At 59.7% G+C, this 26,062-nt stretch carries 23 protein-coding genes; 17 read left to right on the plus strand and 6 right to left on the minus strand.

Annotated elements, in window-relative coordinates; translation table 11 throughout:
• Nucleotides 1-17: 17 nt before the first annotated feature.
• The 12 genes from glnT (at nt 18) to WC026_RS06440 (ending at nt 14,803) form a co-directional block, all read left to right on the plus strand.
• Nucleotides 18-1,352, plus strand: a complete 1,335-nt coding sequence (gene glnT, locus WC026_RS06385) for a type III glutamate--ammonia ligase (RefSeq protein WP_372710002.1) — start codon at nt 18-20, stop codon at nt 1,350-1,352.
• A gap of 143 nt (nt 1,353-1,495) precedes the next feature.
• Nucleotides 1,496-2,215: a type 1 glutamine amidotransferase gene (locus WC026_RS06390; protein ID WP_372710003.1), complete on the plus strand. Its 720-nt coding sequence runs from the start codon at nt 1,496-1,498 to the stop codon at nt 2,213-2,215.
• A gap of 435 nt (nt 2,216-2,650) precedes the next feature.
• The gene (locus WC026_RS06395; RefSeq protein ID WP_372710004.1) at nt 2,651-5,341 is read left to right on the plus strand and encodes a TonB-dependent receptor; all 2,691 of its coding nucleotides are present in this window, start codon (nt 2,651-2,653) and stop codon (nt 5,339-5,341) included.
• A 197-nt stretch (nt 5,342-5,538) separates the two neighbouring features.
• Complete coding sequence (gene nagZ / locus WC026_RS06400; protein WP_372710005.1) at nt 5,539-6,636, plus strand: beta-N-acetylhexosaminidase; 1,098 nt, start codon at nt 5,539-5,541, stop codon at nt 6,634-6,636.
• A 259-nt stretch (nt 6,637-6,895) separates the two neighbouring features.
• The gene (ccoN, locus tag WC026_RS06405; protein ID WP_372710006.1) at nt 6,896-8,554 is read left to right on the plus strand and encodes a cytochrome-c oxidase, cbb3-type subunit I; all 1,659 of its coding nucleotides are present in this window, start codon (nt 6,896-6,898) and stop codon (nt 8,552-8,554) included.
• A 4-nt stretch (nt 8,555-8,558) separates the two neighbouring features.
• Nucleotides 8,559-9,290, plus strand: a complete 732-nt coding sequence (ccoO, locus tag WC026_RS06410) for a cytochrome-c oxidase, cbb3-type subunit II (RefSeq protein ID WP_372710007.1) — start codon at nt 8,559-8,561, stop codon at nt 9,288-9,290.
• 2 nt (nt 9,291-9,292) lie between these two features.
• Entirely contained in the window at nt 9,293-9,463 is a 171-nt protein-coding gene (locus tag WC026_RS06415; RefSeq protein WP_372710008.1) for a cbb3-type cytochrome oxidase subunit 3, read from the plus strand.
• Entirely contained in the window at nt 9,454-10,329 is an 876-nt protein-coding gene (ccoP, locus tag WC026_RS06420) for a cytochrome-c oxidase, cbb3-type subunit III (protein ID WP_372710009.1), read from the plus strand. The genes WC026_RS06415 and ccoP overlap by 10 nt, the downstream gene beginning before the upstream one ends.
• A 233-nt stretch (nt 10,330-10,562) precedes the next feature.
• Complete coding sequence (locus WC026_RS06425) at nt 10,563-11,348, plus strand: DUF2189 domain-containing protein (protein ID WP_372710029.1); 786 nt, start codon at nt 10,563-10,565, stop codon at nt 11,346-11,348.
• Between the two features lie 127 nt (nt 11,349-11,475).
• A complete protein-coding gene (locus WC026_RS06430) occupies nt 11,476-13,758 on the plus strand; it encodes a cation-translocating P-type ATPase (protein WP_372710010.1) in 2,283 nt (760 codons plus the stop codon).
• Nucleotides 13,758-13,913, plus strand: coding sequence for a cbb3-type cytochrome oxidase assembly protein CcoS (ccoS, locus tag WC026_RS06435; protein WP_372710011.1), 156 nt, complete (start codon nt 13,758-13,760; stop codon nt 13,911-13,913). The genes WC026_RS06430 and ccoS overlap by 1 nt, the downstream gene beginning before the upstream one ends.
• Nucleotides 13,914-14,059: 146 nt before the next feature.
• A complete protein-coding gene (locus tag WC026_RS06440) occupies nt 14,060-14,803 on the plus strand; it encodes a HugZ family protein (RefSeq protein WP_372710012.1) in 744 nt (247 codons plus the stop codon).
• On the opposite strand, the gene WC026_RS06445 is transcribed toward WC026_RS06440, so the two are convergent.
• The 5 genes from WC026_RS06445 to WC026_RS06465 all read right to left on the minus strand — a co-directional run bounded on the left by WC026_RS06445 (nt 14,703) and on the right by WC026_RS06465 (nt 18,300).
• Nucleotides 14,703-15,518, minus strand: coding sequence for a DNA-3-methyladenine glycosylase (locus tag WC026_RS06445; RefSeq protein ID WP_372710013.1), 816 nt, complete (start codon nt 15,516-15,518; stop codon nt 14,703-14,705). The two genes, WC026_RS06440 and WC026_RS06445, sit on opposite strands and share 101 nt — an antisense overlap.
• A 56-nt stretch (nt 15,519-15,574) precedes the next feature.
• The gene (gene msrB, locus WC026_RS06450; protein ID WP_372710014.1) at nt 15,575-16,021 is read right to left on the minus strand and encodes a peptide-methionine (R)-S-oxide reductase MsrB; all 447 of its coding nucleotides are present in this window, start codon (nt 16,019-16,021) and stop codon (nt 15,575-15,577) included.
• 144 nt (nt 16,022-16,165) lie between these two features.
• Nucleotides 16,166-17,296, minus strand: a complete 1,131-nt coding sequence (locus WC026_RS06455; RefSeq protein WP_372710015.1) for a DUF2778 domain-containing protein — start codon at nt 17,294-17,296, stop codon at nt 16,166-16,168.
• Nucleotides 17,297-17,499: 203 nt separating this feature from the next.
• Nucleotides 17,500-17,709, minus strand: a complete 210-nt coding sequence (locus WC026_RS06460) for a hypothetical protein (RefSeq protein WP_372710016.1) — start codon at nt 17,707-17,709, stop codon at nt 17,500-17,502.
• Between the two features lie 3 nt (nt 17,710-17,712).
• Nucleotides 17,713-18,300, minus strand: a complete 588-nt coding sequence (locus tag WC026_RS06465) for a sigma-70 family RNA polymerase sigma factor (RefSeq protein WP_372710017.1) — start codon at nt 18,298-18,300, stop codon at nt 17,713-17,715.
• A gap of 165 nt (nt 18,301-18,465) precedes the next feature.
• On the opposite strand from WC026_RS06465, the gene WC026_RS06470 reads away from it, so the two are divergent.
• The 4 genes from WC026_RS06470 (at nt 18,466) to WC026_RS06485 (ending at nt 23,172) form a co-directional block, all read left to right on the plus strand.
• Nucleotides 18,466-19,449 (plus strand): catalase family peroxidase, encoded by a 984-nt coding sequence (locus WC026_RS06470; protein ID WP_372710018.1) that lies wholly within the window; start codon nt 18,466-18,468, stop codon nt 19,447-19,449.
• 303 nt (nt 19,450-19,752) lie between these two features.
• Nucleotides 19,753-21,060 carry an MFS transporter gene (locus WC026_RS06475; protein ID WP_372710019.1) on the plus strand — a complete coding sequence of 436 codons (1,308 nt, stop codon included), beginning with the start codon at nt 19,753-19,755 and terminating at the stop codon, nt 21,058-21,060.
• A gap of 719 nt (nt 21,061-21,779) precedes the next feature.
• The gene (locus WC026_RS06480; RefSeq protein WP_372710020.1) at nt 21,780-22,967 is read left to right on the plus strand and encodes an SLBB domain-containing protein; all 1,188 of its coding nucleotides are present in this window, start codon (nt 21,780-21,782) and stop codon (nt 22,965-22,967) included.
• 28 nt (nt 22,968-22,995) lie between these two features.
• Entirely contained in the window at nt 22,996-23,172 is a 177-nt protein-coding gene (locus tag WC026_RS06485; RefSeq protein WP_372710021.1) for a hypothetical protein, read from the plus strand.
• A 6-nt stretch (nt 23,173-23,178) separates the two neighbouring features.
• On the opposite strand, the gene WC026_RS06490 is transcribed toward WC026_RS06485, so the two are convergent.
• On the minus strand, nt 23,179-24,111 hold the full coding sequence (locus WC026_RS06490; protein ID WP_372710022.1) for a LysR family transcriptional regulator: 933 nt from the start codon (nt 24,109-24,111) through the stop codon (nt 23,179-23,181).
• Between the two features lie 712 nt (nt 24,112-24,823).
• On the opposite strand from WC026_RS06490, the gene WC026_RS06495 reads away from it, so the two are divergent.
• Nucleotides 24,824-26,041 (plus strand): DUF937 domain-containing protein, encoded by a 1,218-nt coding sequence (locus WC026_RS06495; protein WP_372710023.1) that lies wholly within the window; start codon nt 24,824-24,826, stop codon nt 26,039-26,041.
• Nucleotides 26,042-26,062: the final 21 nt, after the last annotated feature.

Raw genomic sequence — 26,062 nt, forward strand, 5'->3', positions numbered from 1 at the left:
AATCACGGGAGTGATAAATGCCTTTAGATTTAGCTCCAAGCGCGCAAGCTCTTGATCTTGCGACGATCGCGAAAGAGCGCGGTATCCGCTATTTCATGATTTCGTTTACCGACCTTTTCGGTTTTCAACGCGCTAAACTCGTTCCCGCGTCGGCGATTGCCGATATGCAAAAAGACGGCGCTGGTTTTGCCGGGTTTGCGACCTGGCTCGACATGACGCCGGCGCATCCCGATCTTTTCGGTCTACCCGATCCGACATCGTTGGTGCAGCTTCCGTGGAATCGCGAAGTTGGCTGGGTCGCTGCTGACCTCGTCATGGAGGATAAGCCGGTTGCGCAGGCGCCGCGCGTTATCCTGAAAAAGCTGCGCGAGCAGGCTGCCGCCAAGGGTCTCTACGTCAAGACCGGCGTCGAGTGCGAATTCTTCCTGACGAATGACGACGGCACGCAGGTGTCCGACGGCAAGGACAATGCCGCGAAGCCCTGCTACGACCAGCAGGCCCTGATGCGCCGCTACGATGTGATCGCGGAAATCTGCGATTACATGCAGGAACTCAACTGGGGCGCCTACCAGAACGACCACGAGGACGCGAACGGCCAGTTCGAAATGAACTGGAACTTCGATGACACCCTGCTGACCGCAGACCGTCACGCGTTCTTCAAGTTCATGACGCGCGCGATCGCCGAGAAGCACGGACTGCGCGCGACGTTCATGCCGAAGCCGTTCATGAACCTCACCGGCAACGGTTGCCACGCCCATATCTCGGTCTGGGATAAGACGGGCAAGGTCAACGCGTTCTATGACGGTTCGGACGAGATGGGCCTGTCGAAGCAGGGCTACAACTTCCTCGGCGGTATCATGCGCCACGCGGAAGCCCTTGCTGCTATCACGAACCCGACCGTCAACTCATACAAGCGCATCAACGCGCCGAGAACGGCGTCGGGTGCAACGTGGGCGCCGAACTCGGTCACGTGGACCGGCAACAACCGCACGCACATGGTTCGCGTTCCGGGCAAGGGCCGCTTCGAGATCCGTTTGCCGGACGGCGCCGTCAACCCGTATCTGCTGCAATCGGTCATCATTGCTGCAGGCTTGAGCGGCATCAACAAGTCGGCCGATCCGGGCAAGCGCCAGGACATCGACATGTACCAGGACGGTCATCTTGTGAAAGATGCGCCGAAACTGCCGCTCAATCTGCTCGATGCGCTGCGGAACTTCGATAAGGACGAGGAGCTGAAGGAAGCACTGGGCCTGGAATTCTCCGCGTCCTACGTCAAGATGAAGATGAAAGAGTGGAATTCCTATGTGTCTCACCTGACGCAGTGGGAGCGCGACCACACTCTCGATATCTGACCCACGACGGGGAGGGTTGCCAATGCTCTCCCCGGTCGCTCATCTTTCGAACTCGCAGGTGCTGCTTCGCATCTGCGAGTTCTTTTCGTTTAAGGGGCCGTGACGCGCTACTGCGCATTGTCTGCAGAAGGTGGGCTGAGCCAATGAAAATTCTCGTATTGCAGCACGTCGATGTCGAGCATCCCGGGATCTTTCGGGAGTTCTTCAAAGCCGATGGCTTCAGCTGGGATACCGTCGAGCTCGATGCCGGCGAAGCGTTGCCGGACGTGTCCGCGTACGATCTGATGGTCGTGATGGGCGGCCCGCAGGATGTCTGGCAAGACGACAAATATCCCTGGCTCGTCGCGGAAAAAGCCGCGATCCGCGAATTCGTCGTCGATCTCGGACGGCCCTATCTCGGCATATGCCTGGGACACCAGTTGCTCGCGGCCGCTATCGGAGGCGAGGTTGCTTTGGGAAAGACACCCGAAGTCGGCATTTTGACAGTGAAGCAGACGCAAGCGGGTTTGGACGATCGAATTTTCCGCGGTATCTCGGACCCGATCGAGGTTCTGCAGTGGCATGGCGCCGAGGTTGTCAGTCTGCCTGACGACGCGCGCGTGCTCGCATCGTCGGACGCTTGCGCGGTGCAGGCTTTCCGCTATCGCGACAAAGCCTACGGCTTTCAATTTCACGTCGAGATCATGGAGCAGACGGTCGCCGATTGGGCCGCGATCCCGGTCTATGCGAAGGCTCTCGACGTCGCGCTTGGGCAGGGGGCTACTGGCCGATTGAAATCCGAGGTCGCGGCACGGCTGCCGGCCTTCAATCGGACTGCAAAAACCATCTACGATAATTTCAAAAACGCCCTGCGGCAGGCGTAGTCGCACCCGCCGCCGCCGCTGCAAACGCAGCCGCTTGCGGCGCCTTGGCTCGTCGGGCGCGTCTGGACGAAAGCTGCATCCAGTTTTTGTGATGACCTTCGCGATTCATCCCGCATGGCTTCGCCCGGAGGAATCACCCCATTAGCATTGCTTAGGCAACTTTAATTCGGCCCGCTGATTTCGGGAAGAATTTCCCGAAATTCGAATGGGATGTTCCTATTATTTTCTGAGTTAGTGACGCTTTCGCCACGACTGAGGAGGGAAATCCCCATTGGGAAATAATCCTGTCCGAGCAAGGATTGACCCACCCTCCAAAAGTTCATTTCCCTAGATCATGGCGGCGGTTTTCGGCTCAACCGCTGGGGGATGTCCGTGACCTGAACATTTGCTGATGAAAGCAAAGGAGGTCAGGGAAACATGGGGGAATACGGAGATATGAGGCGTCAGCTTTTCGCGTCGGCGGCGGTCATCGCGCTGTTTGCAGTATTTGAGGGGACCGGTCCTGCTCTCGCGCAGGATGCGGGCGGTGCCTCGGGCACCTCGCAAAATCCGCCGGCAGCGGCGGAGCAAGCTCCTGCTGCAGGTGCGCAGAATCCAGCTACTTCCGGAGGCAACCTCCCCGAAGTCAAAGTCATCCAGCAGCAGGCCAAGCCGAAGCCGGTGAAGCAGGCTCAGAAGAAGCCGAAGCCGCAACCTGCGCCTCAGCCGGTCGCGGAAGCGCCGCCGCAAGCTCCGGTCGAAACATCGACCTCCGAAGTCCCACCGGCCAACGTCAGGATGTCGCCGTTTGGGGCGAGCTCGCTTCCGGTTGAGAAAGTTCCCGCAGCGGTTTCTCAAGTCACGGCGACCGACTTCAAGCGCGATGAGACGGTCATTCCGCAGGAAGCGCTGCAAGCACGCGTGCCCGGCGTCATCGTCGGCGACCTGCAGGGCAATCAGTTCCAGACGAACGTGCAATACCGTGGCTTCGAAGCGTCGCCCGTCAACGGCGTCGCGCAGGGGCTCGCCGTCTATCAGAATGGCACCCGCATCAACGAAGCCTTCGGCGATATCGTCAACTGGGATTTCCTGCCGTCGAACGCCATCAACAACATCACGGTGATGACCGGCAACCCGATTTTCGGTCTCAACGCGCTCGGCGGTGCGATCAGCATCGATATGAAGGACGGCTTCAATTATCAAGGTGCCGAGGTCGACACGCGCTTCGGCTCCTATGGTCGCAAGCAGGTTTCGACGCAGGCGGGCCAGCAGGTCGGCAACTTCGGGATCTATGGCGCCTTTGAAGCGATCAATGATGATGGCTTCCGCGATTTCTCCGAGGCCGAAGTGCGGCGCGGATATTTGGATCTCGGATTTAAAAATACCTGGTCGGAGTTCCACTTCAATTTCACAGGCGCCGACAACCACGTTGGCGTGACGGCTGCGGCGCCGGAGGAATTGCTTGCCGAACGCGGCTGGGACCGCACCTTCACGTCGCCGCAGACGACGGACAACACGCTGCAGCTCTATCAGCTCAACGGCACGGTCAAGGCGACCGACACACTGTCGATCTCGGGTAACGCCTACTACCGCAAGTTCAAGCAGAAGCATGTCGACGGCAATATCGCCGAGGCAGGGGAGTGCGATGACTCGCCCGGCCTTCTGTGCATTGAAGACGGTGTGGCATTTGCCAATCCGGCAACTCCGGGCGTCAACCCGGATGGCACGATCAACTTCGATCCGACCGCACACTACGGCTCAATTGATCGCACGAGCCAGGATGCCGATAGCTGGGGCATAGCTTTGCAGGCGACCGATAAGTCGCGCCTCTTTGGCTATCGCAACCAGTTCACCATCGGCACGAGCTATGATCATGGCCGCGTCGGTTACACCGCGAACAGCGAGCTTGGCATCTTCCAGCCGCGCTTTGTCGTCGGCGGGACTGGCATCAAGTTCGTCGCACCGCCGGATGATGACGATTGCCCGGTGCCGCTGCAAGACGGCGAGTGCGGTTCCGACGACGTCACGCCGCGCAACCTGACGACGACCAACGACTACTTCGGCGCCTACTTCCTCAATACGACGGACCTCACCGATCGTCTGGCTTTGACGGTCGGCGGACGGTTCAACTACGCGTCGATCAAGATCAAGAACAACACGGACAGCGAAGAGCTGGAAGCGCTGAACGGCACCAACACGTTCAACCGCTTCAACCCGATGGCGGGCCTCACCTATCAGCTCGCGCCGGGCCTTTCGCTCTATGGCGGCTATTCGGAAGCCAACCGTGCGCCGACGCCGGCCGAGATCGCGTGCTCCGATCCGGAGCTTCCGTGCATCATCGAGAGCTTCCTGACGGCCGACCCGCCGTTGAAGCAAATCGTGTCTCGGACAGTTGAACTCGGTATCCGTGGCGAGCAAGGCCTCGGGTGGACGGGCGACCGCCTCAACTGGAGCCTCGGCCTCTTCCGGACGCTCAACACCGACGATATCCTGAGTGTGGCGGATGCGACGTCGAACGGTCGCGGCTACTTCCTGAACGCAGGCGATACGCTGCGTCAGGGTGTCGAGGCGGCCGTCGAATACCGGTCGCGCCGGCTCTATGCCTACGCCAACTATACCTACCTCGACGCGACGTTCCGGGACTCGATCCAGTTGTCATCACCTGACAATCCGTTTGCCGGCGAATGCGAAGGGGCGGAAGGTCCGGATGCGGATGAAGCCCGTTGCGTCCAAGTGCGCCCGGGTGATCGCCTGCCGGGGACGCCGCATCATATCTTCAAAGTCGGCTTCGACTATTGGCTGACAGAGAAGTGGAAGTTCGGTTCGGATCTCATTGCCCAGAGCAGCCAATACTTCACTGGCGACGAGGCCAACCAGGATAGTCCGCTGCCGGGTTATGCGCGACTCAATCTCCATACGTCCTACGATGTGACGGACCACATCCAGATTTATGGCTTGTTTGAGAACGTCTTCGATCGTCGCTATGGGCTCTACGGCACTTACTACAACGCTGAGCTTGCCAATGTTGGCGGCGCGGCCGATACCCCGCCGATCGAGTTCGAGGAAGCGGACGAAGGCGGCCGTCAACGTTCGATTACGCCTGCCATACCGTTCGCTGCCTACGGTGGTGTGAAAGTGAAATTCTAAAGTCTCTCGAGCTTCTTCCCGTGCTGGGAAAACGGCGGACTCCGGTCCGCCGTTTTCTTTTTTGCGCGGTTTTTTGGAAAGCTTTGCGCCTGTCGCCAGCTACCGGCTTATTGTGAACTCGGCCCAGGTGTCATAATGCGGGCTTAGTCGTATTGTGCCGTGACCGGCGTCCGATCAGCCTGCAAGAAGATTTCAGCATGTCCAGCACCGACCTCGCGAGCGTTGGCGATCATTTTATCGTCGGATTGCGTCCGACGACGACGCTCGACCCCGCGGATCGCGCGCTGCTTCGCGACCTGCGGCCGGCGGGCGTCATTCTGTACAAAAGTAATTTCTGCCACGACGTGCCCTATGAAGCGTGGCTGTCCAGTCATGCCAAGCTGATCAGCGCGGTCCGGGAAGAGACGGGACGAGAGCGCCTGTTCATCGCCATCGATCATGAAGGCGGCCGCGTCTGCCGAACGCCTGCGCCGATCACAAGATACAATTATGCGCGCGCGTGGGGCGAGGATGCGGGGGCGGTTGGGGCTGCGATGGGTGCGGAACTCGCGTCGCTCGGCATCAACCTCAGTTTCGCGCCCGTCCTCGACATCGACAGCAATCCAAAAAACCCGGTGATCGGGGCGCGGTCATTCGACTCCACCGTCGAGGGGGTGGTCACGAAGGCGCTCGCGTTCGCGAAGGCAATGGAAGCCAAAGGCGTGCGTGCGTGCGGCAAGCATTTCCCCGGCCACGGCGATACGCAGGTCGATTCCCATCTCGAGCTACCGGTCATCAACGCCACACTCGACGAGCTCCGGCGGCGGGAGCTGCTGCCGTTCGCGGCGGCGATCAATGCGAGCTTCGGCATGATCATGACGTCGCACATTCTGTTCAAGGCAATCGATCCTGATTGGCCGGCGACGTTGTCGCGCAAGATCACGCACGGTCTGCTGCGGGAAGAATTGGGCTTCGAGGGCATCATCGTCTCGGACGACGTCAGCATGCGCGCGGTGAGCCGGTTGTTCGACAATCCCGATATGGCGGTCAATTTCATGGCGGCAGGCAACGACATGCTCATGATCTGCGCGCACTGGGGAGACACTGAGCGCGCGCGCCCCTTAGCGGAGCGCGTTATCGAGGCTCGGCGCTCCGGGGTGCTCAGCGGCGCAAATCTCGATCGTTCGAAAGCGCGCGTTGCTGCTATGCTGGAGACGACGGCGCAGAATTCCGTCGCTCGTCTTCCCGAAGATGTTTTTCGCAGTCATTCGGATGCGGGTGCGCTGTTCTCCGATGCGACCGTGGAAGTCGTCTAAGGGCTCATTGCCGATCGTCTTGCGGGTTTCAGAAAAAACGGAAGCCCACGCGAATTTTTGTTAAATTTTCTTTGACCACATTTGCAATTGTGGAACTCTGCTTCCGCGAACGGTTGCGTTGCCGCTCTCCGGCGGATTGCAGCGCACACTTGACATTTTACGGCCTTGCCGGGCACGACTTATAAGTTTCTCGCGAAACCTATGGATCGACCCGCGATATATCTCTCCTGGTTGGTTCGGAGGAAGAGGGCCTCAAGGCATGATCGGACAACTCACGAAATTCGAACGTCAGGCCGCGATGCTCATTTTGCTGGTGCTTGCCGGCATTGGCCTGACGATCGCGATCGGAGGTCGCGATGATCTGATCGGCATCCACGGCGTTTTCATCGTTCTCTACGCGATTGCCGGCTTGCTGTTCGTGATCTCGGGTTATTTCGAGCCCGAGCCTGGCGCCGACCGTTTCGACCACTACTATGACGAGCCGACGAAAGCCGGTGTCATATTGGCCATGATCTGGGCCGCTTTCGCGCTGACCATCGGCGACTGGGTTGCCTGGCAACTCGTCAATCCAAACCTCGCATTCGATGCTGGATGGTCGAGCTTCGGCCGGATACGGCCTGTACATACGACGGGCATTATCTTCGGGTTCGGCGGCAATGCGCTGATCGCCACCTCCTTTTACGTCATGCAGCGGACGACGCGCGCGCGTCTGCCGGATCAGCTCAGTCCGTTGTTCGTGCTTTATGGTTACAACCTGTTCTGCCTGCTCGCCGTGACGGGTTATTTCATCGGGATCACGCAATCGAAGGAATACGCCGAGCCCGAGTGGTATGCCGACATTTGGCTGGTCGTCGTCTGGGTCACGTATTTCGTCATCTACCTGCGGACGCTGGCGCGGCGCAAGGAGCCGCATATCTACGTCGCCAACTGGTATTTCCTGGCGTTCATCCTGGTCGTGGCGATGCTTCATATCGTCAACAACCTGGCGGTGCCGACGTCCATCTTCCGCGCGAAAAGCTATTCGCTCTTTTCCGGCGTTCAGGATGCGATGACGCAATGGTGGTACGGTCATAACGCAGTCGCGTTCTTCCTGACGGCGGGCTTTCTCGGCATGATGTACTATTTCCTGCCGAAGCGCGCCGGGCGTCCGATCTATTCCTACCGGATGTCGATCATCAGCTTCTGGGGCATTACGTTCTTCTACATGTGGGCCGGGTCCCACCACCTGCACTACACGGCGCTGCCGCAGTGGGTGCAGTCGCTGGGCATGACCTTCTCGCTCATGCTGCTCATTCCGTCATGGGCATCGGCGGGGAATGCGTTGCTGACGCTCAATGGTGCGTGGGACAAAGTTCGCGATGACGCGACGCTGCGTTTCATGATGGTCGCAGCCGTGTTCTACGGACTTTCGACCTTCGAAGGATCGTTCATGGCGATCCGTCCGGTGAATGCCCTGTCGCACTATACGGATTGGACGATCGGTCACGTGCATGCGGGTGCGCTCGGATGGGTGGCGATGATTACGTTCGGCTCAATCTATGCGCTGGTGCCGTGGCTTTGGAAGCGCGATGCCATGTATTCCTGGAAGCTGGTCGAGGCTCACTTCTGGCTCGCGCTCATCGGGACCATTATTTACATCGTGGCGATGTGGAACTCCGGCATCGTGCAGGGGCTGATGTGGCGCACCTACAATGACAGCGGGACACTGGCCTATTCGTTCGTCGACTCGCTGGTCGCGATGCGCCCCTACTACATCGCGCGGGCGGTTGGCGGGCTGTTCTTCCTCATCGGCGCACTGATCGGCTGCTACAATATCTGGATGACGATCCGGACCGCGCCGCAGGCCACTGCGGAGCCGGTGGGCGATCATCCCGACCCCGTGCTGGCCGGAATGCCGGCCTTGCAGCCCGGGGAGTAAGCGCATGTTCGGCTTTCACTATCGTATGGAGCGCAAGGCGATCGGGCTCGTCGTCGCGATCGTCGCCGTGGCAAGCATCGGCGGCCTTGTCGAGATTGCTCCGTTGTTCACCATCCATCAAACGGTGGAGGATGCCCCCGACATGCGGGTTTACACGCCGCTGGAGCTTGCGGGCCGCAACATCTACATCCGCGAAGGCTGCTACGCTTGCCATTCGCAGATGATCCGCACGCTGCGCGACGAGGTCGAGCGCTACGGTCCTTATTCGCTGGCGGTCGAGTCGAAGTATGACCACCCGATGCTGTGGGGCTCGAAGCGCACGGGACCGGACCTGGCGCGGATCGGCGGCAAGTATTCCGACGAATGGCAGGTCGCGCATCTCAACGATCCGAGGAGTGTCGTGCCGGAATCGGTGATGCCGTCCTACGATTGGCTGTCGCGCACGCCGTTGAAAACAAGCAATCTCGGCGAGGATCTGAGTGCGCTGCGCGCCGTCGGCGTTCCGTATACCGACGATATGATCGCGAACGCATCGCATGATGCTCAGGGGCAGGCGAAGCCGGATTCGAAGGAAGCCGAAGGAGTTGTGCAGCGTTACGGCAAGGCGACGACGGTTCGCGTATTCGGCGGTCATCCCGAGCAACTGACCGAAATGGATGCGATGGTGGCGTATCTTCAGATCCTCGGTCATCTCACCGATGCCGCCAAGAAGCCATTAGCCTCCGTGGGGCAATGATCATGAGCTTCGAACACGAGACGCTTGTATGGTTCTCGAAGTCGTATGGCCTTTTCTATTTGCTTGGGCTGTCGGCGATCGTCCTGATCTATACTTATTGGCCGACCAACAAGAAGCGCTTTGACGAGGCCGCCGGTTCGATCTTTTACGACGAGGACAAGCCATGTCGGTAGAAGAACGCGATGCACACACGGGCTATCTGACGACGGGGCACGAGTGGAACGGCATCAAGGAATTAAATACGCCGGTTCCGCGCGCGGTCTATTTCTTCCTTATTCTCGCGTTCCTGTTCGGTGTCGGCTACTGGATCCTGATGCCCACATGGCCGACAGGCACGAGCTATACGAAGGGCTTGCTCGGTTTCGATCAGCGAATCTTCGTGACAGAAGACGTGAAACAGGCTGCGGCCGAGCGTGCCGCATGGACGGATCGCATCGAGAAGGAGAGCTTCGCGGACATTCAGAAAGACCCTCGGTTGATGCATGACGTCCGCGAGACGGGAAAGGCGCTGTTCGGCGACAATTGCGCCGCGTGTCACGGGCGACAGGCGACCGGCGGCAAAGGATTTCCGAACCTGACGACGAATTCGTGGCTGTGGGGCGGGTCTCCCGAGCAGATCGCGGAGACGATCAAAGTCGGAATCAATTCGACGCATCCCGAGAGCCGCACGTCGCAAATGCCGGCGTTCGGACGTGACGGCATTCTGCAACGTAACGACATCGAAAAAGTCGTCGCATATCTTCGGAGTTTATCGGGCGCGAGTGGTGCTCAGGCTGGCGACGTGACGGCGGGGCAGAAGATTTTCGCCGATAATTGTGCGTCCTGCCACGGGGAAGATGCGAAGGGGAACAGTGAAACCGGCGCGCCCAATCTTACAGATCGGTTCTGGATTTACGGCGGCGATCCGCAAACGATCTATACGACGGTCTGGGGCGGGCGACAGGGGCATATGCCAACCTGGGAAGCGCGGCTTTCTCCCGTCGAACGCAAGATTCTGGCAATTTACACGGCCGACTTGAGAAAACCGGATCAGAAGTAGTGTCGTCGAGTCATGGAAAAATGGAAGCGCAACGTCATAATCTGGTTTTCGGTGGCTGCGGGCGTGGCTTTCGTAACGGCCGCGAATTGGCATCTGGTCCACGTCGCATTTTCATCGCAACCGGATTGCGTTGCACACGTGCGGGCTGGTGACTCTCATGGAACGTCAGGATCATTCAGTGCCGCACAATCATCCTGCACACCCTGAGGCGTTCAGCAGGTAGAGAGGTGATGATGATAATCATTCCGGCAGTCCGCCCGCCGCTGGCCCACGAAGAAAGATGGAAACGCGATCTCGCGCCATCGACGGCGTTTCGCTGGCTGGAGAAAGGCTGGAGCGATTTCTGGACGAAACCGGCTCCAAGCATCGCCTACGGGGTCCTGATCTTTCTGCTTTCGCTGGTTATTGTCGGTGGCATGTTCTTTTATGGACATGATTACATCCTGTTTCCGGCGCTCGCGGGCTTCATGGTCGTGGGGCCGATCCTGGCGATCGGGCTTTATGAGAAAAGCCGCCGGATTGCCGCTGGCGAACCCGTCAGTCTTCGCCGGATGATCTTTGTGCATCCGAAATCAGGCGCGCAAATTTTGTTTATTGGCGCGCTGCTGTGCCTGCTCATGCTGCTTTGGATGCGCGCGGCGGTCATCGTTTATGCGCTGTTTTTCGGCATGCGGCCGTTTCCGGGCCTCAACCATATCTCCGAGATGCTGCTCACGACGCCGACGGGCTGGGCAATGCTCATCGTCGGGTGCGTGGTGGGCGCGCTTTTCGGAGGCTTCTCGTTTGCTATCAGCGCTTTTGCAGTTCCGATGCTGCTCGACCGCCGGGTCGACGCACTGACTGCGATGGGCACGAGCCTGGCGCTGGTGTGGAACAATCTGCCGCTCATGCTGACGTGGGGTGCGATCATGCTTGGCCTCATCGCATTGAGCGTCGCGACAGGGTTTCTCGGGTTGATCGTTGCGTTTCCGGTGCTTGGGCACGGGACGTGGCATGCGTACGAGAGCATCAAACCCTAGAGCCTTTCCGATTTTGGTGGAATCGCGGAAAGGCTCTAGCTCTTTATTTTGTCGTGCTTCTTACCGGAAAACCGGTTCCCACTTTTCCGGAAGACTTTGCGTCGAAACGGCTGAATTGGAAATTGCGATGGCATCGGGCTTTGCCGGAAATTCATTCGCCGTGACAGGCAATGGCGATCGCGCGAAGGCTGATGAGCTGCGGCTCGCGAGCCGCGTTCTCAAAGATGGCTTGCGGCAAGTCGAGATTTCGGTCCCGACGATGCATTGCGGCGGCTGCATGCAGAAAATCGAAAAGAGCCTGTCGAAGCTCTCCGGCGTTTCGGAGGCGCGCGTCAATCTTTCGAGCAAGCGCGTGACGGTTCAGTGGCACGACGAGGGAGATCCGCCGCCGCTCGTCGAGACACTGCACAATCTCGGCTTCGAAGCGCATCTCACCAGTACCAAAGCGGTCACAAAGGATCGCACGCTTTCGGAACTCATACGCGCGCTTGCCGTTGCGGGGTTCGCAGCCGGCAACATCATGATGCTATCGGTTTCGGTCTGGAGCGGCGCAGATGGCGCGACGCGTGATTTATTTCACTGGGTGTCCGCCGCGATCGCGCTGCCGGCGCTGCTCTATTCCGGCCGCATCTTCTTTCGTTCGGCGTGGAGCGTGCTTCGCCGCGGCCATACCAATATGGATGTGCCGATTTCCATCGGCGTCCTGCTTGCCTACGGGTTAAGCCTTTACGAGACTATCCATCACGGAGCGCACGCCTATTTCGATGCGTCGGCGTCTCTGTTGTTCTTTTTGCTGATCGGGCGGACGCTCGATTATGTGATGCGCGAGCGCGCGCGGACGGCCGTCACCGGCTTGGCTAACCTTGCGGCGCGGGGCGCGCTCGTTCTGCGTCCTGACGGGACGCGGGTTTATACACCGGTGGACGATCTCAAGCCCGGCATGACGATTTTGGTGGTGGCGGGAGAACGCATCCCGGTCGATGCGCGCGCCATCTCGGGTCAATCAAACCTCGATTGCTCGCTCGTCACGGGCGAAAGTCTGCCGAGGCCAGCGACGGTTGGAATGTTGCTGCAGGCGGGAACGATGAATTTGACTGGGCCGCTGACGATCGAGGCGACGTCGGAAGCGGAAGACTCCTTTCTTGCCGAAATGATCCGGATGATGGAGACGGCGGAGGCCGGACGATCCGGATTCAGACGGATTTCAGATCGCGCCGCGCAACTCTATGCGCCGGCTGTTCATAGCGCCGCCTTTCTGACGTTCGTCGGATGGATGATCGCGACCGGAGATGCGCACCGGTCTATTACGATCGCGATTGCCGTGCTGATCATCACCTGCCCGTGCGCGCTGGGGCTCGCGGTTCCGATGGTGCAGGTCATGGCCGCGCGGAGGCTGTTCGAGAAGGGCATATTGCTCAAGGATGGCGGCGCGCTCGAACGGCTGGCGGAAATTAATACCGTCGTGTTCGACAAAACCGGCACGCTGACGATCGGCGCGCCGCGCCTTATCAATCGCGGAGAACTCGATCCGGCTATTGTCGCGCTTGCGGCGAGGATTGCGATGCATTCGCAGCATCCTTATGCCCGCGCACTGGCGGCTCTCGCAAACGGGGCCGATGCGTCCTGGCCGAACGACGCTGTCATCACCGAAGTTGCCGGGGCGGGGATGGAAGCGCGCATCGGCGCGCATGTGTACCGGCTCGGCCGGCCGTCGTGGGCTGTGATTGCGAGCGCCGGTCATGAAATAGAGACCGATGGTTCGAACGTCGTTTTGTCGGAGGATGGCAAACGTCTCGCGGCGTTCGAATTCAGCGATCCGCTTCGCTGTGGGGCTGCTGAAGCTCTGCAGGACTTGAAGCAGTCCGGTGTGGTGGTGGAAATTCTTTCAGGCGATCGCGCGCAATCGGTCCGGCAGGTTGCCGACTCTCTTGGCATCGCTTTTTCCTCGGACGTGCGGCCCGATGGAAAGGTCATGCGTATCGGCGATCTGCAAGACTCCGGCCGCAAGGTTCTGATGGTGGGCGACGGTCTCAACGATGCGCCAGCGCTCGTCGCGGCGCACGCTTCGATGGCGCCTGCGTCGGCGGCGGACATAGGGCGCAACGCGGCGGATCTTGTTTTCCTGCACGAAAACCTGATGGCCGTGCCGCAGGCGTTTCGCATCGCGCAGGCGGCGCGCAAGCTCGTGTATCAGAATCTCGGATTGGCGGTGATTTATAATCTCTTTGCCGTGCCCATCGCGATTGCCGGTTTCGTAACGCCGCTCATCGCGGCCGTTGCGATGTCGCTGTCGTCGTTGCTGGTTGTCGCCAATGCGCTGCGCTTGCGCGATGGCGGGCGGTTGCGATACTTTGACGGTAAGATAGCGCATTTTCTTCCGCGACTGAGGCTTCAGACCCGGAGCGCGTGATGCTCGATTTTCTATATCTGGTCCCTATCGCTCTGGTTCTCGGCGCGCTTGCTCTCGGTGCGTTCATGTGGGCGCTCGGCAGCGGCCAATACGAAGACCTCGACGGGGCGGCGGAGCGCATTTTGTTCGATGACGATGATCATCCGCTAAAGTAATTTACGGACGTCAGAACGACACTTCAGCGCCGGCGCCGTGTCCGTCTGCATTTTTTTCTGCCGATATAATCCTTGCGCCCAGCGTTCAATTTCGACATAGCGAGCTGGGGTTTCGAAGCCAGCAGTTGCTCTTGGCAGAGGAAAAAATGACAGCAGAAAAAAAAGACGTTCTTCAACCGGTCGACGATAATGCGCGCCGACTTGGCAAAACGCTGATCCGCACGGCGCGACAGGCGGCACTAGGGACAATCGATCCCCTCGATGGCTCTCCCTTCGTGTCGCGCGTCAGCCTCGCAACGGCGATGGACGGCGCGCCGGTTTTTCTCATCTCGCGGTTGTCAGGACATTTCGCCAATCTGGAAAAGGATGGCCGGTGCTCGCTGCTGGTCGGGGAACCGGGCAAGGGCGATCCGCTTGCGCACGCGCGCATCACGCTGATCGGAACGGCGGAAATCGTTCCGGCCGGACGCGAGCGAGACAACCTCAGGCGGCGTTATCTCAGCCGCCATCCGAAGGCGTCGCTCTACGCAGATTTTCCGGATTTCGCGTTCTGGAAATTCAAGACCGTGCGCTCGTCACTGAACGGGGGCTTCGGAAAAGCCTTCGCGCCGAAGATCAGCGATCTCGCAACGTCGCTCGAAGGGGTCGAGGGACTCGTCGACATGGAGGAAGGCGCGGTCTCGCATATGAACTCGGATCATGCGGACGCTGTCGAAAAGTACGCCAAACAAGTAGGGGTCAAGACATCGGGTTGGAAGCTCGCGGCGCTCGATCCCGAGGGGCTGGATCTCACGTCGGGCGACGAGGTCGCGCGCTTGTGGTTCGATGCCCCGTTGCAGTCGGCGCAAGATCTGCGGCCGGTTCTGGTTGCGCTGGCGAAGAAGGATTGAGACGCGTTGCGCGTGGCGTCGGCGAATTATTGCCGATGCCAGCGATGCTCGCAACGCTGGGCACGGGAGCGCCATCGCGGTTGCGCGCAACCTTGTAGTAGGCCCACCATAGGTGCGTCGCGACGCCTCTGAGCGGCCGCCACTCTTCCGCTAGCGGATTCATTTCCTTTGCTGTCGGGCGCGATGCCATATCAAGCCCGATGCGCATGGCTTCCTGCACAGCGAGATCGCCCGACGGCCAGGCATCGCCATGGCCAAGACAGAATAAGAGATAGATATCGGCTGTCCACGGCCCCACGCCATGCAGCGACGTCAGGATGCGGTGCGCTTCGTTGGCGTCGGCATCCGCGAGCGCGTCGAGGTCCAGGCGCTTTTCCGCAATTTCCCGGGCGATGTGCTTGAGCGTCTTGATCTTGGCCGCCGACAATCCAAGGCGGGCCAACCTGTCGGTGCGGGAGCGGAGCAGCGCGTCGTGATGAAATGGGTCAAATGCGAGTTCCAGCCGCGACCAGATTGCTGACGCACTTGCGATCGAGAGCTGTTGCCCGACGACGATCGCCGCCAATCCGGAAAATCCCGCAGGCCGTCGCCTGAGCTGGGGCATCCCGGCCTGCGCGAGGATGGGCTTAAGCCGAGGGTCACGCCGCGCGAGCTTTTTCACTGCGCGGTCCAGATCGGCTTGTGTGTCGAGGCGATAAATCGCGCGATTTCGCAAGAGGCGGGCCTCTTCTGCGTCGAGATTACAGAATTGTATTCGCCGATGACTCCGGGTTAGCGGACATCCTGCACCTGATCAAGGTAAGCGGCGTAGCCTTGCGCTTCCATGTCGTTGCGATGGACGAAACGCAGCGACGCTGAATTTATGCAGTAGCGCAGTCCGCCTTTATCGCGAGGGCCGTCGGGAAAGACGTGACCGAGATGGCTGTCGCCGTGCATCGAGCGAACCTCGATGCGCATCATGCCGTGGGTCGTGTCGCGCTTTTCGTTGATGTGTGCGGGCACGATGGGCTTGGTGAAGCTCGGCCAGCCGCAGCCGGATTCGTATTTGTCGGACGATGCAAAAAGCGGTTCGCCCGATACGACATCGACGTAGATGCCCGGCTCCTTGTTGTTAAGATATTCGCCGGTGCCGGGACGTTCAGTGCCGCTCTCCTGCGTTACGCGGTATTGCTCCGGCGTCAGGCGGGCGATGGCATCCTGATCTTTCGTGAATTTCATTCTGCGTTCCTCCATGTGCGCCGTCGGCTTTCGGGGGATTTTTCGATCTGACGGGCGTCTTTGTTACATGTCGCGCTGATGGTGCAATGACGCATTGCGAGCCAGGCCAAGTGCGATTTCAGGCCAGCTTAGCCGCTCGTTCAATTATTTGAAAATGGAGGTCAGCGAGAACGAGGATGCGACGACGATTGGCGGATTTTCCGCGACCTGCGGATAGGGCTCGTCGACGTAGACGCTGAGGCCGGTGGCGCGCGCGTTCCTGATCAGCGCTGCGACATAGGCCCATCCGTTGGGCTCTAAACCGAGGCAGGCTTCCGACATCTCGCCCTTCAAGCGCTCGTGAATCGCGATATTGCCGCGCGCAAGAATGGCGGACGTCTGCTGCGGAGAATACAGCTCCTTGCCCCACAACTTCTTCATGTAGACGCCGACGACATAGCGCTTGATCGTCGGACCCCATGTGACGCGCTGATCCTTATTCGCGGAGAACGTGTATTCGCCGGGCGGGAGCGGTCCGACGGCGCGCGTCGCGAGGCAGTCGGGGTCCGGATTATTTCGGCAGACTTCGCGGCCGGAGATGGCCCAAGCGATCGTCTGGCCGCGCGCTCCACCCTCGGCGATGACGAACAGGCGTCCGGTTTTGATCGTGTAGCCCAGGCGGAAGTTTCCGACCGCAGTTGGGACTTCATGCACGACGTCCTGGAACGGATTGCAGATTTCGCCGCCGGTCAGCTTTCTAGGATAGCCCTTGTGCTGGATCGTGACATAGTCGACGCCTTCGGCGCAGTCCCATTGCGGCAGAACTTTTTTGCTCGCTAAGCTGATGGCGCGCGCCGGCGGAGCAGGGGGCGCGGGCGGAGTTTTCGGTTTGGGCGTGGCCGCAACTTTCGGCTCCCATGCGCCCGGTGGAATGGCGGCCTCGGCGGGCGGCGGCGCAACTCGCGGCAAATCGCGGATCTGCTCGCACTCGGCGGATAATTTCGGAGGCTGAATTTGTTTCGCGGCGAGCTTTCTCGCGGCGGCGCCGTTCGCGCCGTGCTCGATGTAGGCTGCGACGAGCGCGTGCTGCACTTCGATCTGCTCGTCCGATAGCTCGAATATGCAGTTCTCGTAGATTTGGTCGCCGACCTTACCGAAGAAATCGGCGATCTGGCCTGCCGCTTCAGCCGGATTTGGCTGCTGCTGCTGCGTGTGGCCCGGATGTGCCGACAGCAGAACGCTTGCGGCGGCGAGCAGCAACAGTTTCGACAGCGATGATTTCGGTTTGTCGATCACCTGGTCCCGCCGCCACCCTTCGACGAAGCACGCTTCTTTCGGCGAGGGGCAAGGAGTCCCCGACCGATTCATTCGTTATTCATAACGCACGAGTCGGGGCAAGAGCGAGGCGTGGCCATTTCAAAATCAGGCTTGAAACTCAATCTTTTAGGTCGGGCTGTTATCTCGGGGGCCGAGAAAAAGGGCATGGTGCGGGGCAGCTTTCAGCCGGACTCGTCCTTTTCGGCTTTGCTATTTCCCAGATAGCGGTCGAGCTGTTTGAACAGAACGGAGAACTGCGTGCTGGCGCCCTTGCAGAACGGGCATTCCGCGATGTGGCCTTCGAGGTTATCCAGCTCCGCCTTCGAAAGCGGGCGCTCGCGCGATTCACTGACGAGCCAGGTCGAGTCCTTGCAGGATATCGGATTTGCCATTTCTCAGTCTCGCTCCCAATGCACGTCGAGGCAAAGCCGCAACTGCATCCGGGCCCTGTAAAGTAGAATGCGCAGGTTGCCCTGAGAGATCCCGAGTTCCCGACAAATTTCGGGCGGATCCAGCTCGAGCCACTCGCGCATCAGGAATGCGCGCGAGGTTCGTGCCGGGAGGCGCGTCATGCACACTTCCAGAACCTTGAAGAACGCGTCGCGCTCCGCGACGGTGTGAGGGTTCGTCCAGACGTCCTTGGTGTCAACCCAGCAGCCGCTGTCATTGAACAGGGCGTCGAAGGTGCCGCCGCCGTCGTCGTCGGCGGTGGGCTCGATCGGCAGCTCGCGGTCGCGCCGTCGCGCCTTGGACTGGTCGCGCATGATGTCCAGGATCTTGAATCGCAGGATCGAAAACAGCCACGTGCGCAGCGTCGAGCGCCGCTCGAAACTTTCGGCCTTCTCGATGGCTGCGAGCAGGGTTTCCTGGGTCGCATCCTCGGCTGCCGCCGCGTTCTTCAACTGTGTCAAAGCCATCCGAAAAAGCAGCGGCCGGTATTCGGCGGCTTCCTCGGCGATCGTTTTCCGAAGGCGAGTGTCCATTTTGTGGAATTCGTCCGAACTGCGCGTAACGTCCGGCTGTTCTCGCCCGACTAATCAGCAAACCAAACGCACATCTACGTGAGAACGGGCTGTCATTGTGCCGTCGCGACCGCCGGGTGTGTGTGCGTTTTTCTGCTTGAAAGCGTCCCACATAGGAGATCGGTTATGAAGGAAGCTGCTATCCCCGTACTGATTGCCGCCGCGATCTCTTTGCTCGCGATCACGACCAATGCCGACGAGGCTCCCGCCCCGGACGCGGTGGTCGATGCCATCAATGGCGTTTTTGGCGTGCACCAGGGGGCGCGCCCCGTTCACGCCAAGGGAACAGTTTTGAGCGGGACATTTATCGCTTCGCCCGAAGCTGCGAGCCTCACGACGGCGCCGCATTTGCAAGCCGGATCGAGCGTGCCGGTCACGGTGCGCTTTTCGAATTTCGCCGGCATTCCGACGATCGCCGACAACGAAGGCTTGGCCAGCCCGCGCGGAATGGCGGTGAAGTTCAAACTGGCGGACGGTTCGGACACCAACATTGTCGCGCATTCGTTCAACGGCTTTCCGGCCGCCACGACCAGCGAGTTCCGTCAGCTTCTCGTGGCGCTGGGAACGAGCAAGCCCGATACCCCGAAGCCGACGCCGCTCGACACGTTTCTCGGCGATCATCCCATCGCCAAGGCCTTCCTGACCGCTGCCAAACCCAATCCTGTGAGCTTTGCCAGCCTGCCCTATTACGCCGTCAACGCCTTCAAGTTCACGAACAAGGACGGCACCGCGGCATTCGTTCGATACCAAATCTTGCCGGCTGGAGGAGAGCATTATCTCAACGAAGCTGACGCGAAAGCGGCGGCTGCGTCTTACCTCAGCGACGAAATCAAAAAGCGCGTCGGGGACGGTCCGGTGACTTTCACGCTCGTCGCGCAGATCGCGGACGCGGGCGACAAGGTCGATAATCCATCGATTGCCTGGCCCGCAGATCGCAAAACGGTTTCACTTGGGACGATTTCGCTCACGAAAAGCGCTGGCGACGATGCGGCAAACAAAGAGCTCATCTTCATGCCTAACGCAGTTCCGGCTGGGATAGAGGCTGCTGATCCGATGATTGCGGATCGTGGAGCCGTGTATGCCGCATCGTTTGCGCGCAGAAATCCCTGAGCTGACGAGAAGGCGGGAGGCTATTGCGCCGAAGGTAGCGCCCGCACCGTGGGGAGAGGCAGCGGCGACGTTGCCTCTCTCCATTTTTTTTTGGCACTTGTACGAAGCTGGGCGACGAAAGCGCTCTCCTGGCTCAGCCGATGGTTTTCCTGACTGGAAGTGAGGCGGCTCGCAAAAGCCGCCGCGGGCGCCGGCTGACGACGCTAACGGGCTTACGTGCCTGGTTCCGCTTGCGGAGGTTCGCGCAGGCTGAAATATTCCGGCAGCCGAATCGTATTTCGCCAAGCATCATCGGGTGAGCCTTTGACCGGATCAGAGAACGTCTCGACGCGCCGCGTCCTGTTCGCGAGCCTTGCGGGAACGACGATCGAGTTCTTTGATTTTTACATCTACGCGACGGCGGCGGTTCTCGTTTTTCCGCAATTGTTCTTTCCGAGCGCCGACGCGACGACCGCGACGCTGCAATCGTTCGCGACATTTTCAATCGCGTTTTTCGCGCGGCCCATCGGCGCCGTCCTGTTCGGGCATTTCGGCGATCGGGTCGGGCGCAAGGCGACGCTGGTGGCGGCGCTGCTGACCATGGGTTTGGCGACGATCGCAATCGGGCTGCTGCCGACGTATGCAACGGCGGGTGTCTGGGCGCCGCTGTTGCTTGCGCTGTGCCGCTTCTTTCAGGGGCTGGGGCTTGGTGGCGAGTGGGGCGGAGCGGTGCTGCTCGCGACGGAGAACGCGCCGAAGGACAAGAAGGCGTGGTTCGGCATGTTTCCGCAGCTCGGCGCACCCATCGGCTTTCTCTGCTCGACGGGCGTCTTTCTCGCGATCACCGAACTGCTGACCGATCAGCAATTCCTCTCGTTCGGCTGGCGGATTCCGTTCATTGCCAGCGCTGTTCTGGTTTTTGTCGGTCTCTATGTGCGTCTGCGCATTTCAGAAACGCCGGCGTTCCAGAAAGCTATCGAGAAGAATGAGCGGGTGCGCGTTCCTCTGGCGGCCGTGCTCTCGCGTCATCTCTGGCTGCTGGTCCTTGGCACCTTCGGCGCGCTGGCGACGTTCGTTCTCTTTTATCTGATGACGGTTTTCGCATTGAGCTGGGGCATCAGCGACCTCGGCTTCACGCGCCAGCAATTTCTGCCGATTCAAATGATCGGCGTTCTTTTCTTCGGGCTGACCATCCCGTTGTCGGCATGGCTCGCCGATCGGGTCGGGCGGCAGACTGTTCTGCTCTGGGCGACGGCGCTCATCGGCGTTTTCGGACTTTTATTCGAACCGCTGTTCGGCTCCGGCAGCGTTGTCGGTGTGGTCGCGTTCATGGTTCTCGGTCTGGCACTGATGGGTTTCACCTACGGACCGCTCGGCACGGCGCTTTCGGAGCCGTTTCCCGTCGGCGTGCGCTATACGGGCGCTTCGCTGGCTTTCAATCTTGCCGGGATATTTGGAGCGTCGCTGGCTCCCTATGTCGCCACGACGCTTGCGACCAAGTTCGGAGTTCAAGCGGTCGGACTTTATCTCACGGCAGCTTCGATCATTACGTTCCTGGCGCTTTGGGGGATAAGCCGGCATGCGCGTGGCGCCCCGGCAGTGTCATTGACATCGCAAGAGCAAACCGGCTGATCGTCAGCAAACGTTGTTTCTTGCTTGCGCGGCGTTCGGATAAAATTTGCCCGACGCCATGTTTGCTGAATGCGCTTCAAAAATTCCGATTGCTGACCATAATCGACCAATTTCGTGAGGATGCGCGGTATTCGGTTATATCGCGACATTTCCATAACGGTGGGCTTATGGCGCACTGCGAAGGCCGTTCGCACCCGCAAAGTTATTTCTCATCCGGAAAGTTTTTTTACTTGCGCTCGTGTGAGCGACCATAATACTGCGACAGGTCGTCAGCACTGATCGTATTTGGTCGTAATGTTGAGCACGTCGAAAACAGGTCGCCTTTGCTGCGCTTTTTCCAGTGCTCGGAGTCCTGTGCGCGATCTGACGGCATCGGAATTCATCGCGGCATGTGCCGAGGTCCCGTTGAGCCTGACCTCGGCGCTTTCACGTGGCGAATGGTCAGGGCGAGCGTGTTCCTCCTCGGTTGTCCTGGCCGGAATACACGTCAAGGGGGGTCGTTGTGTTCCACTAGTCCTCGCGGCGCACACACAGCCTTTTTCCCACTGTGCGTCTAACTCGGCTGGGAGCGACCGCTCTCAGCCGTCTTTTTTTGACTTCGCATTCGCCGGCGATGCTCAGGAAATGAAGCACGCTCGTGACGCTCGTAGATCGGTTTTCCAGCAGAGGCTGGGGCGCCATTGAACAGACGCTCATGTCTTTCTGGCTGGCTCAGAGCAGTGCAACACTATCGCGGCTATGTTTCTGAAGCCGATTTCGCTTCCGTGCTTCGCGACGAAAGCGATCATGTTCCTGACGATGACATTAGCGACGCGGATGAAAATCGCGCGCGTGTCTGCGTCGGTCTGCCGTGCGCGCTGGCGGGAGCAGAAGAGTTTTGCCGGTCCTTGGTGGAGTCGGGGCTCATTCGCAGCGAGTTGATCTCGCGCGAGACATGCCTGGCCCAATGCTGGCGCGCTCCGGCCATTATGCAGAACGGGCGTGTCCACTCGGGAGCGCGGGAAAAATTGGATTTCGGATCGGCGGAGGCGTTCGAGCCCTATTGTGCTTCCGGCGGCTACGGCGTGTTGAAAAGCTGTGTCGCCAAGCGGCGCAGTCCCGAAAGCGTCATCTGCGCGTTGTCCTCGGCGGCGGTGCGTCTCTTCGAGAAGGCGGAAGCGCCTTTTGGCGTCCGGATCAGAGAGCTTCGGGCGCTGTGCTCAATGGTCAAGGTCGTCATGCTCATTGATGAAGACCGGCCGGGCGAGATGGCGCAATCCTACTTCCTGACCCAGTTTCCGCATCGGGTTCTCGAAGGATTGCTGATTGTCGCGCATGCGCTTGGCGCGGCGGAGATCGTCCTCTGTTACACGCGAAGGCACGAGAGTGCCTGCCGTAAGTTCTACAAGGAATTCCTGTTTTTGCGGGATCGTGGATTGGGATCGAATGTCCAGTTCACTTTGATCGATGCGGACAGTCAGCCGGAACAGCAGAGCTTGCGGCAGATCTGTCTTTCGTCAAACAGCGAGGAACCGAGGGCGTCGGCGCTGATAGCCGATCCGGAATTCGTCTCGTGGGTGCCCGAGATCGTGGCAACGGGCGATACGCTCGGCAGCGATATGCCGAACGGTCCGCAGACTCTTTATGCGTTGCTCGGCTGTGTTTCACGGCCTGGGATCTACAAGGCTCCCGTATTCAGCACCGTTCACGATCTCATCGCATTAGCCGGCGGCATCAGGGCGGGCGAGAGTTTGCATAGCTTCGTTCCGGGCGATTGGGATCGCGTCGCGCTGCCCGCGCATCATAGCAATCTTCGCGTTGATGCAGAAATTCTCGGGCACACGGAACGAATGACTTTTCCTATCGTCTTTATTTCAAAAAGCGATAGTCTGCAGCGTCAGACGGCGTTTCCAGGTTTCTCGCAGTAGCCGTCGCGAGCCGCGACAGAACTCAAACATGGAAGGATTGTTCGATATGAGCGATGCCGACGACAAATCCTCCCCGGCGGAGACGACAGAGACCCGGTTGCAGAGCGGGACGAGCGGCCAAGTTGCCGTGACCGAAGCAGAAAACGTCGAAGAGCCGATGAAGCCGATTATTGTTTTGCCCGTTGCGCACCAATATTCGGCTTAAGCGGGCCTAAACGTTCAGGGCGCACATTTGCTCGCCCAATGCGACGCGCGTGACGTCTGCAACGTCCCGTGGGATCTGCCCCAGCTCTCGAAAGCGGGCGACGACGGACAGTTTTCTCGACACGATCGGGCCTGGTAACGGACATGTTATCAGGCCTTCATTGCCGACCTGGGATTCGGAGACGCAGAGCGCTGTCGAGATCGCGAAGCCTTGTCCGGCGGAGACCATGGCCGCTACCGAATAGGGGCTGTCATATTCGAACGATTGCGCCGCGACGATGCCAAGACGGCGCAAGTGACGTTCGATTTCTACGCCCGTCTGGGAACGCGCGCTAAAGCGGATAAACGGTTTGGTGTCGGCTAGGCGCTTCAGATCATCGATGCTTTGAACCATGCGCGTGCCCGCTGGCAGGAGCAGGACGTAGGGCTCCCGTCCGATTTCCCATCGTTCGAGACCTGCCGTCTCTTCGAGATCGTCAACACCCAGAAACAGATCGAGCTTGCGTGTCAGGAGTTCGCTCGCATGGGCGGCCGTCAATCCGGTGAGGATGGCGACCTTGCCGGCGCGCGATTGCAGATATTCCGAGAGCTTGATGGTCAGGGCGCGATTGAGGGAGTCGACCAAACCAACGCGGATAAATGAGACTTTTCCCTGCTTGGCGTCCTGCAGCAGGGGTGAGATCTGATGTGCGTCGGAGAGCAACGCCGTTGCGCGCTGGCGCATCAACGAGCCGCTGAGAGTCAGGGCGAGGGGGCGGCACTTCCTATCAAACAGAGCGGTGCCGGTGCGTTTCTCAAGCTCCGAAATCGTTTGTGACACCGCGGGCTGCGTCAGCCCGAGTTCGCCTGCGGCGGCGGCCATGCCTCCGGTCTCGCAGACGGCGAGGAATATCTCGAGCGAGCGAAGATCGAACGGCAATGTTCGGTGTTTGAGCTTCATGATTTTCACAAAATTTGATAATCCGTTTCTGATTGAAAACGCTTACTTGTAATGTACCGTACACGGATGATTTGATGTGTGCTGGAATATGCACGCCTGCGAATGCAATTTTTTTGGTATGCTGACGTGTTCGTCATCGGAGTTCCGCCGCTGCTGCTGATTGAGGAGCTTGCGTGACATCATCTCGGCGCTTCGTCGGCCTCGACCTCAACTCATCTGCGATGACGCGCCCGAATTTCATGTGTCAGCCGGAAATAAAATCATTCGGACGCACATTTCAGTGACTATAGAGAAAAAAAGTTTCTTTGCAATTGACTCGTCTGTCGGTTGAAGATATTTTTTGTTCGTCGGGTACTCCCTTCTTCATTCCCGTATCCGATGTCCACGAACGGGTCGGCGCCCTTGCGGGCGTCGGCCTTGTTGTTTTTGACGGATCGCAATTCTGATCGCGTTTTCCGGCTGCGCACCGGCAGCTGCACGTTCAGCTCCTGGCCGCATTTTTCTCAAACGATACATAATTTGAATCTGTCGCTCGCTGAACGATGGTCACGTTCGCGCGCGCGAACTTTTTAGAGCTATGGAGCTTTCTCTCTCGTCCGTCATGCAGATGCGAGGGGCAGATGCGATGGATGGACTCGACGCGGCTTTGCGCGTCTAACTAACGAGCCTGAGGGAGTTTCTGCATCGGGGGGTAACCGGAAGGACGGTTCCCATGTCGGCAAATCTGATCTCCAGCATTACGCAAATTCTAAGCCCCACTATTATTGCGCGCATCGCTTCGGGCCTCGGGCTCGATAAAACTCAAACAGAAAAAGCTTTGCAGGCTGGCGTTCCCGGCCTTCTCGCCGCGCTAGTTTCTTTGATTACAAGGCCCGGAGGCGCATCGGCGTTGAACGGCGCCGTAGCGCAGCAGCAGCCAGGGCTGCTGTCGAACCTCGGCAATGTCATTGGCAGTCCGACACAGAAGAGCGTGATCGACAGCGGCACGGGCATGCTGGATTCACTTCTCGGCGGTTCCACGACGTCCGCGCTCGCCAACGCCGTCAGTCAATATGGCGGCATCGGCGGTGGCATCTCGAAAAGTCTCATGGGTCTGCTCGCGCCGGTCGTCATGGGCGCGCTGGGGCAAGAGCAACGCGCGAAGAGCCTCGATGCTGACGGCCTTGCCGATTTGCTCGAGTCGCAGAAGGACACCATTGCGCGCGCGCTTCCTGCGGGTTTTTCGAAGTATCTCCGGGGCACGGGGGTTCTCGATAGCGTCACGAGCGATGAGCGTGTCGCCACGTCGGCGACGGCCTCGTCGAGAGCAGGTTACACGACGGCTTCGCCGCCGGGATACAGCGACGCGGCGCGTGAGCCGTCGTCGCCGTGGCGCTGGGCCCTTCCGGCGCTTGCTGTGCTGGCGTTGCTCGGCATTGCCTGGAATCTGCGTTCCGGTCCCGGTCCGGATGTGACGGCAGTCACGACGCCGCCAGCGACGGAAACACCAGTGCATTCGAACGCCAATTCCACCGCGCCGTCGAGCACGGGCACCAGCACGGGTGCTGCCGGCACCGACGTCATCCCGGCGCCGTTCCAAGCCCTCGATAATATACGAGGCATCAGAATCGGAGATACGGACGTCGGCGCGCAACTCGCCAATGCCGTGGATGGAATGCGTTCGTCGCTTATGAGCATAAAAGACGAGGCTTCCGCGCAAGCGGTTGCTCAGCCTCTGGCAAAATCCGCCGATGAGTTTTCGCGGCTCAAGAAGCTTCTCGATCAGCTTTCGCCGGATGTCCGCAAGACGGTCGTCAATGCGATCGCCGCGACGCGGCCCGCGCTGGACCAGCTCTTCGACAAGGCGCTCGCCATTCCGGGCGTCAGCGCGCTCATCAAGCCGACCGTCGATAGCGTGCGAGCCGAGTTGAACACGTTGTCTGCGGCGTGAGGAATTGGATTGGTTCGGCCG

The sequence above is a fragment of the Hyphomicrobium sp. genome, assembly GCF_041674905.1.
Taxonomy (GTDB): domain Bacteria; phylum Pseudomonadota; class Alphaproteobacteria; order Rhizobiales; family Hyphomicrobiaceae; genus Hyphomicrobium_B.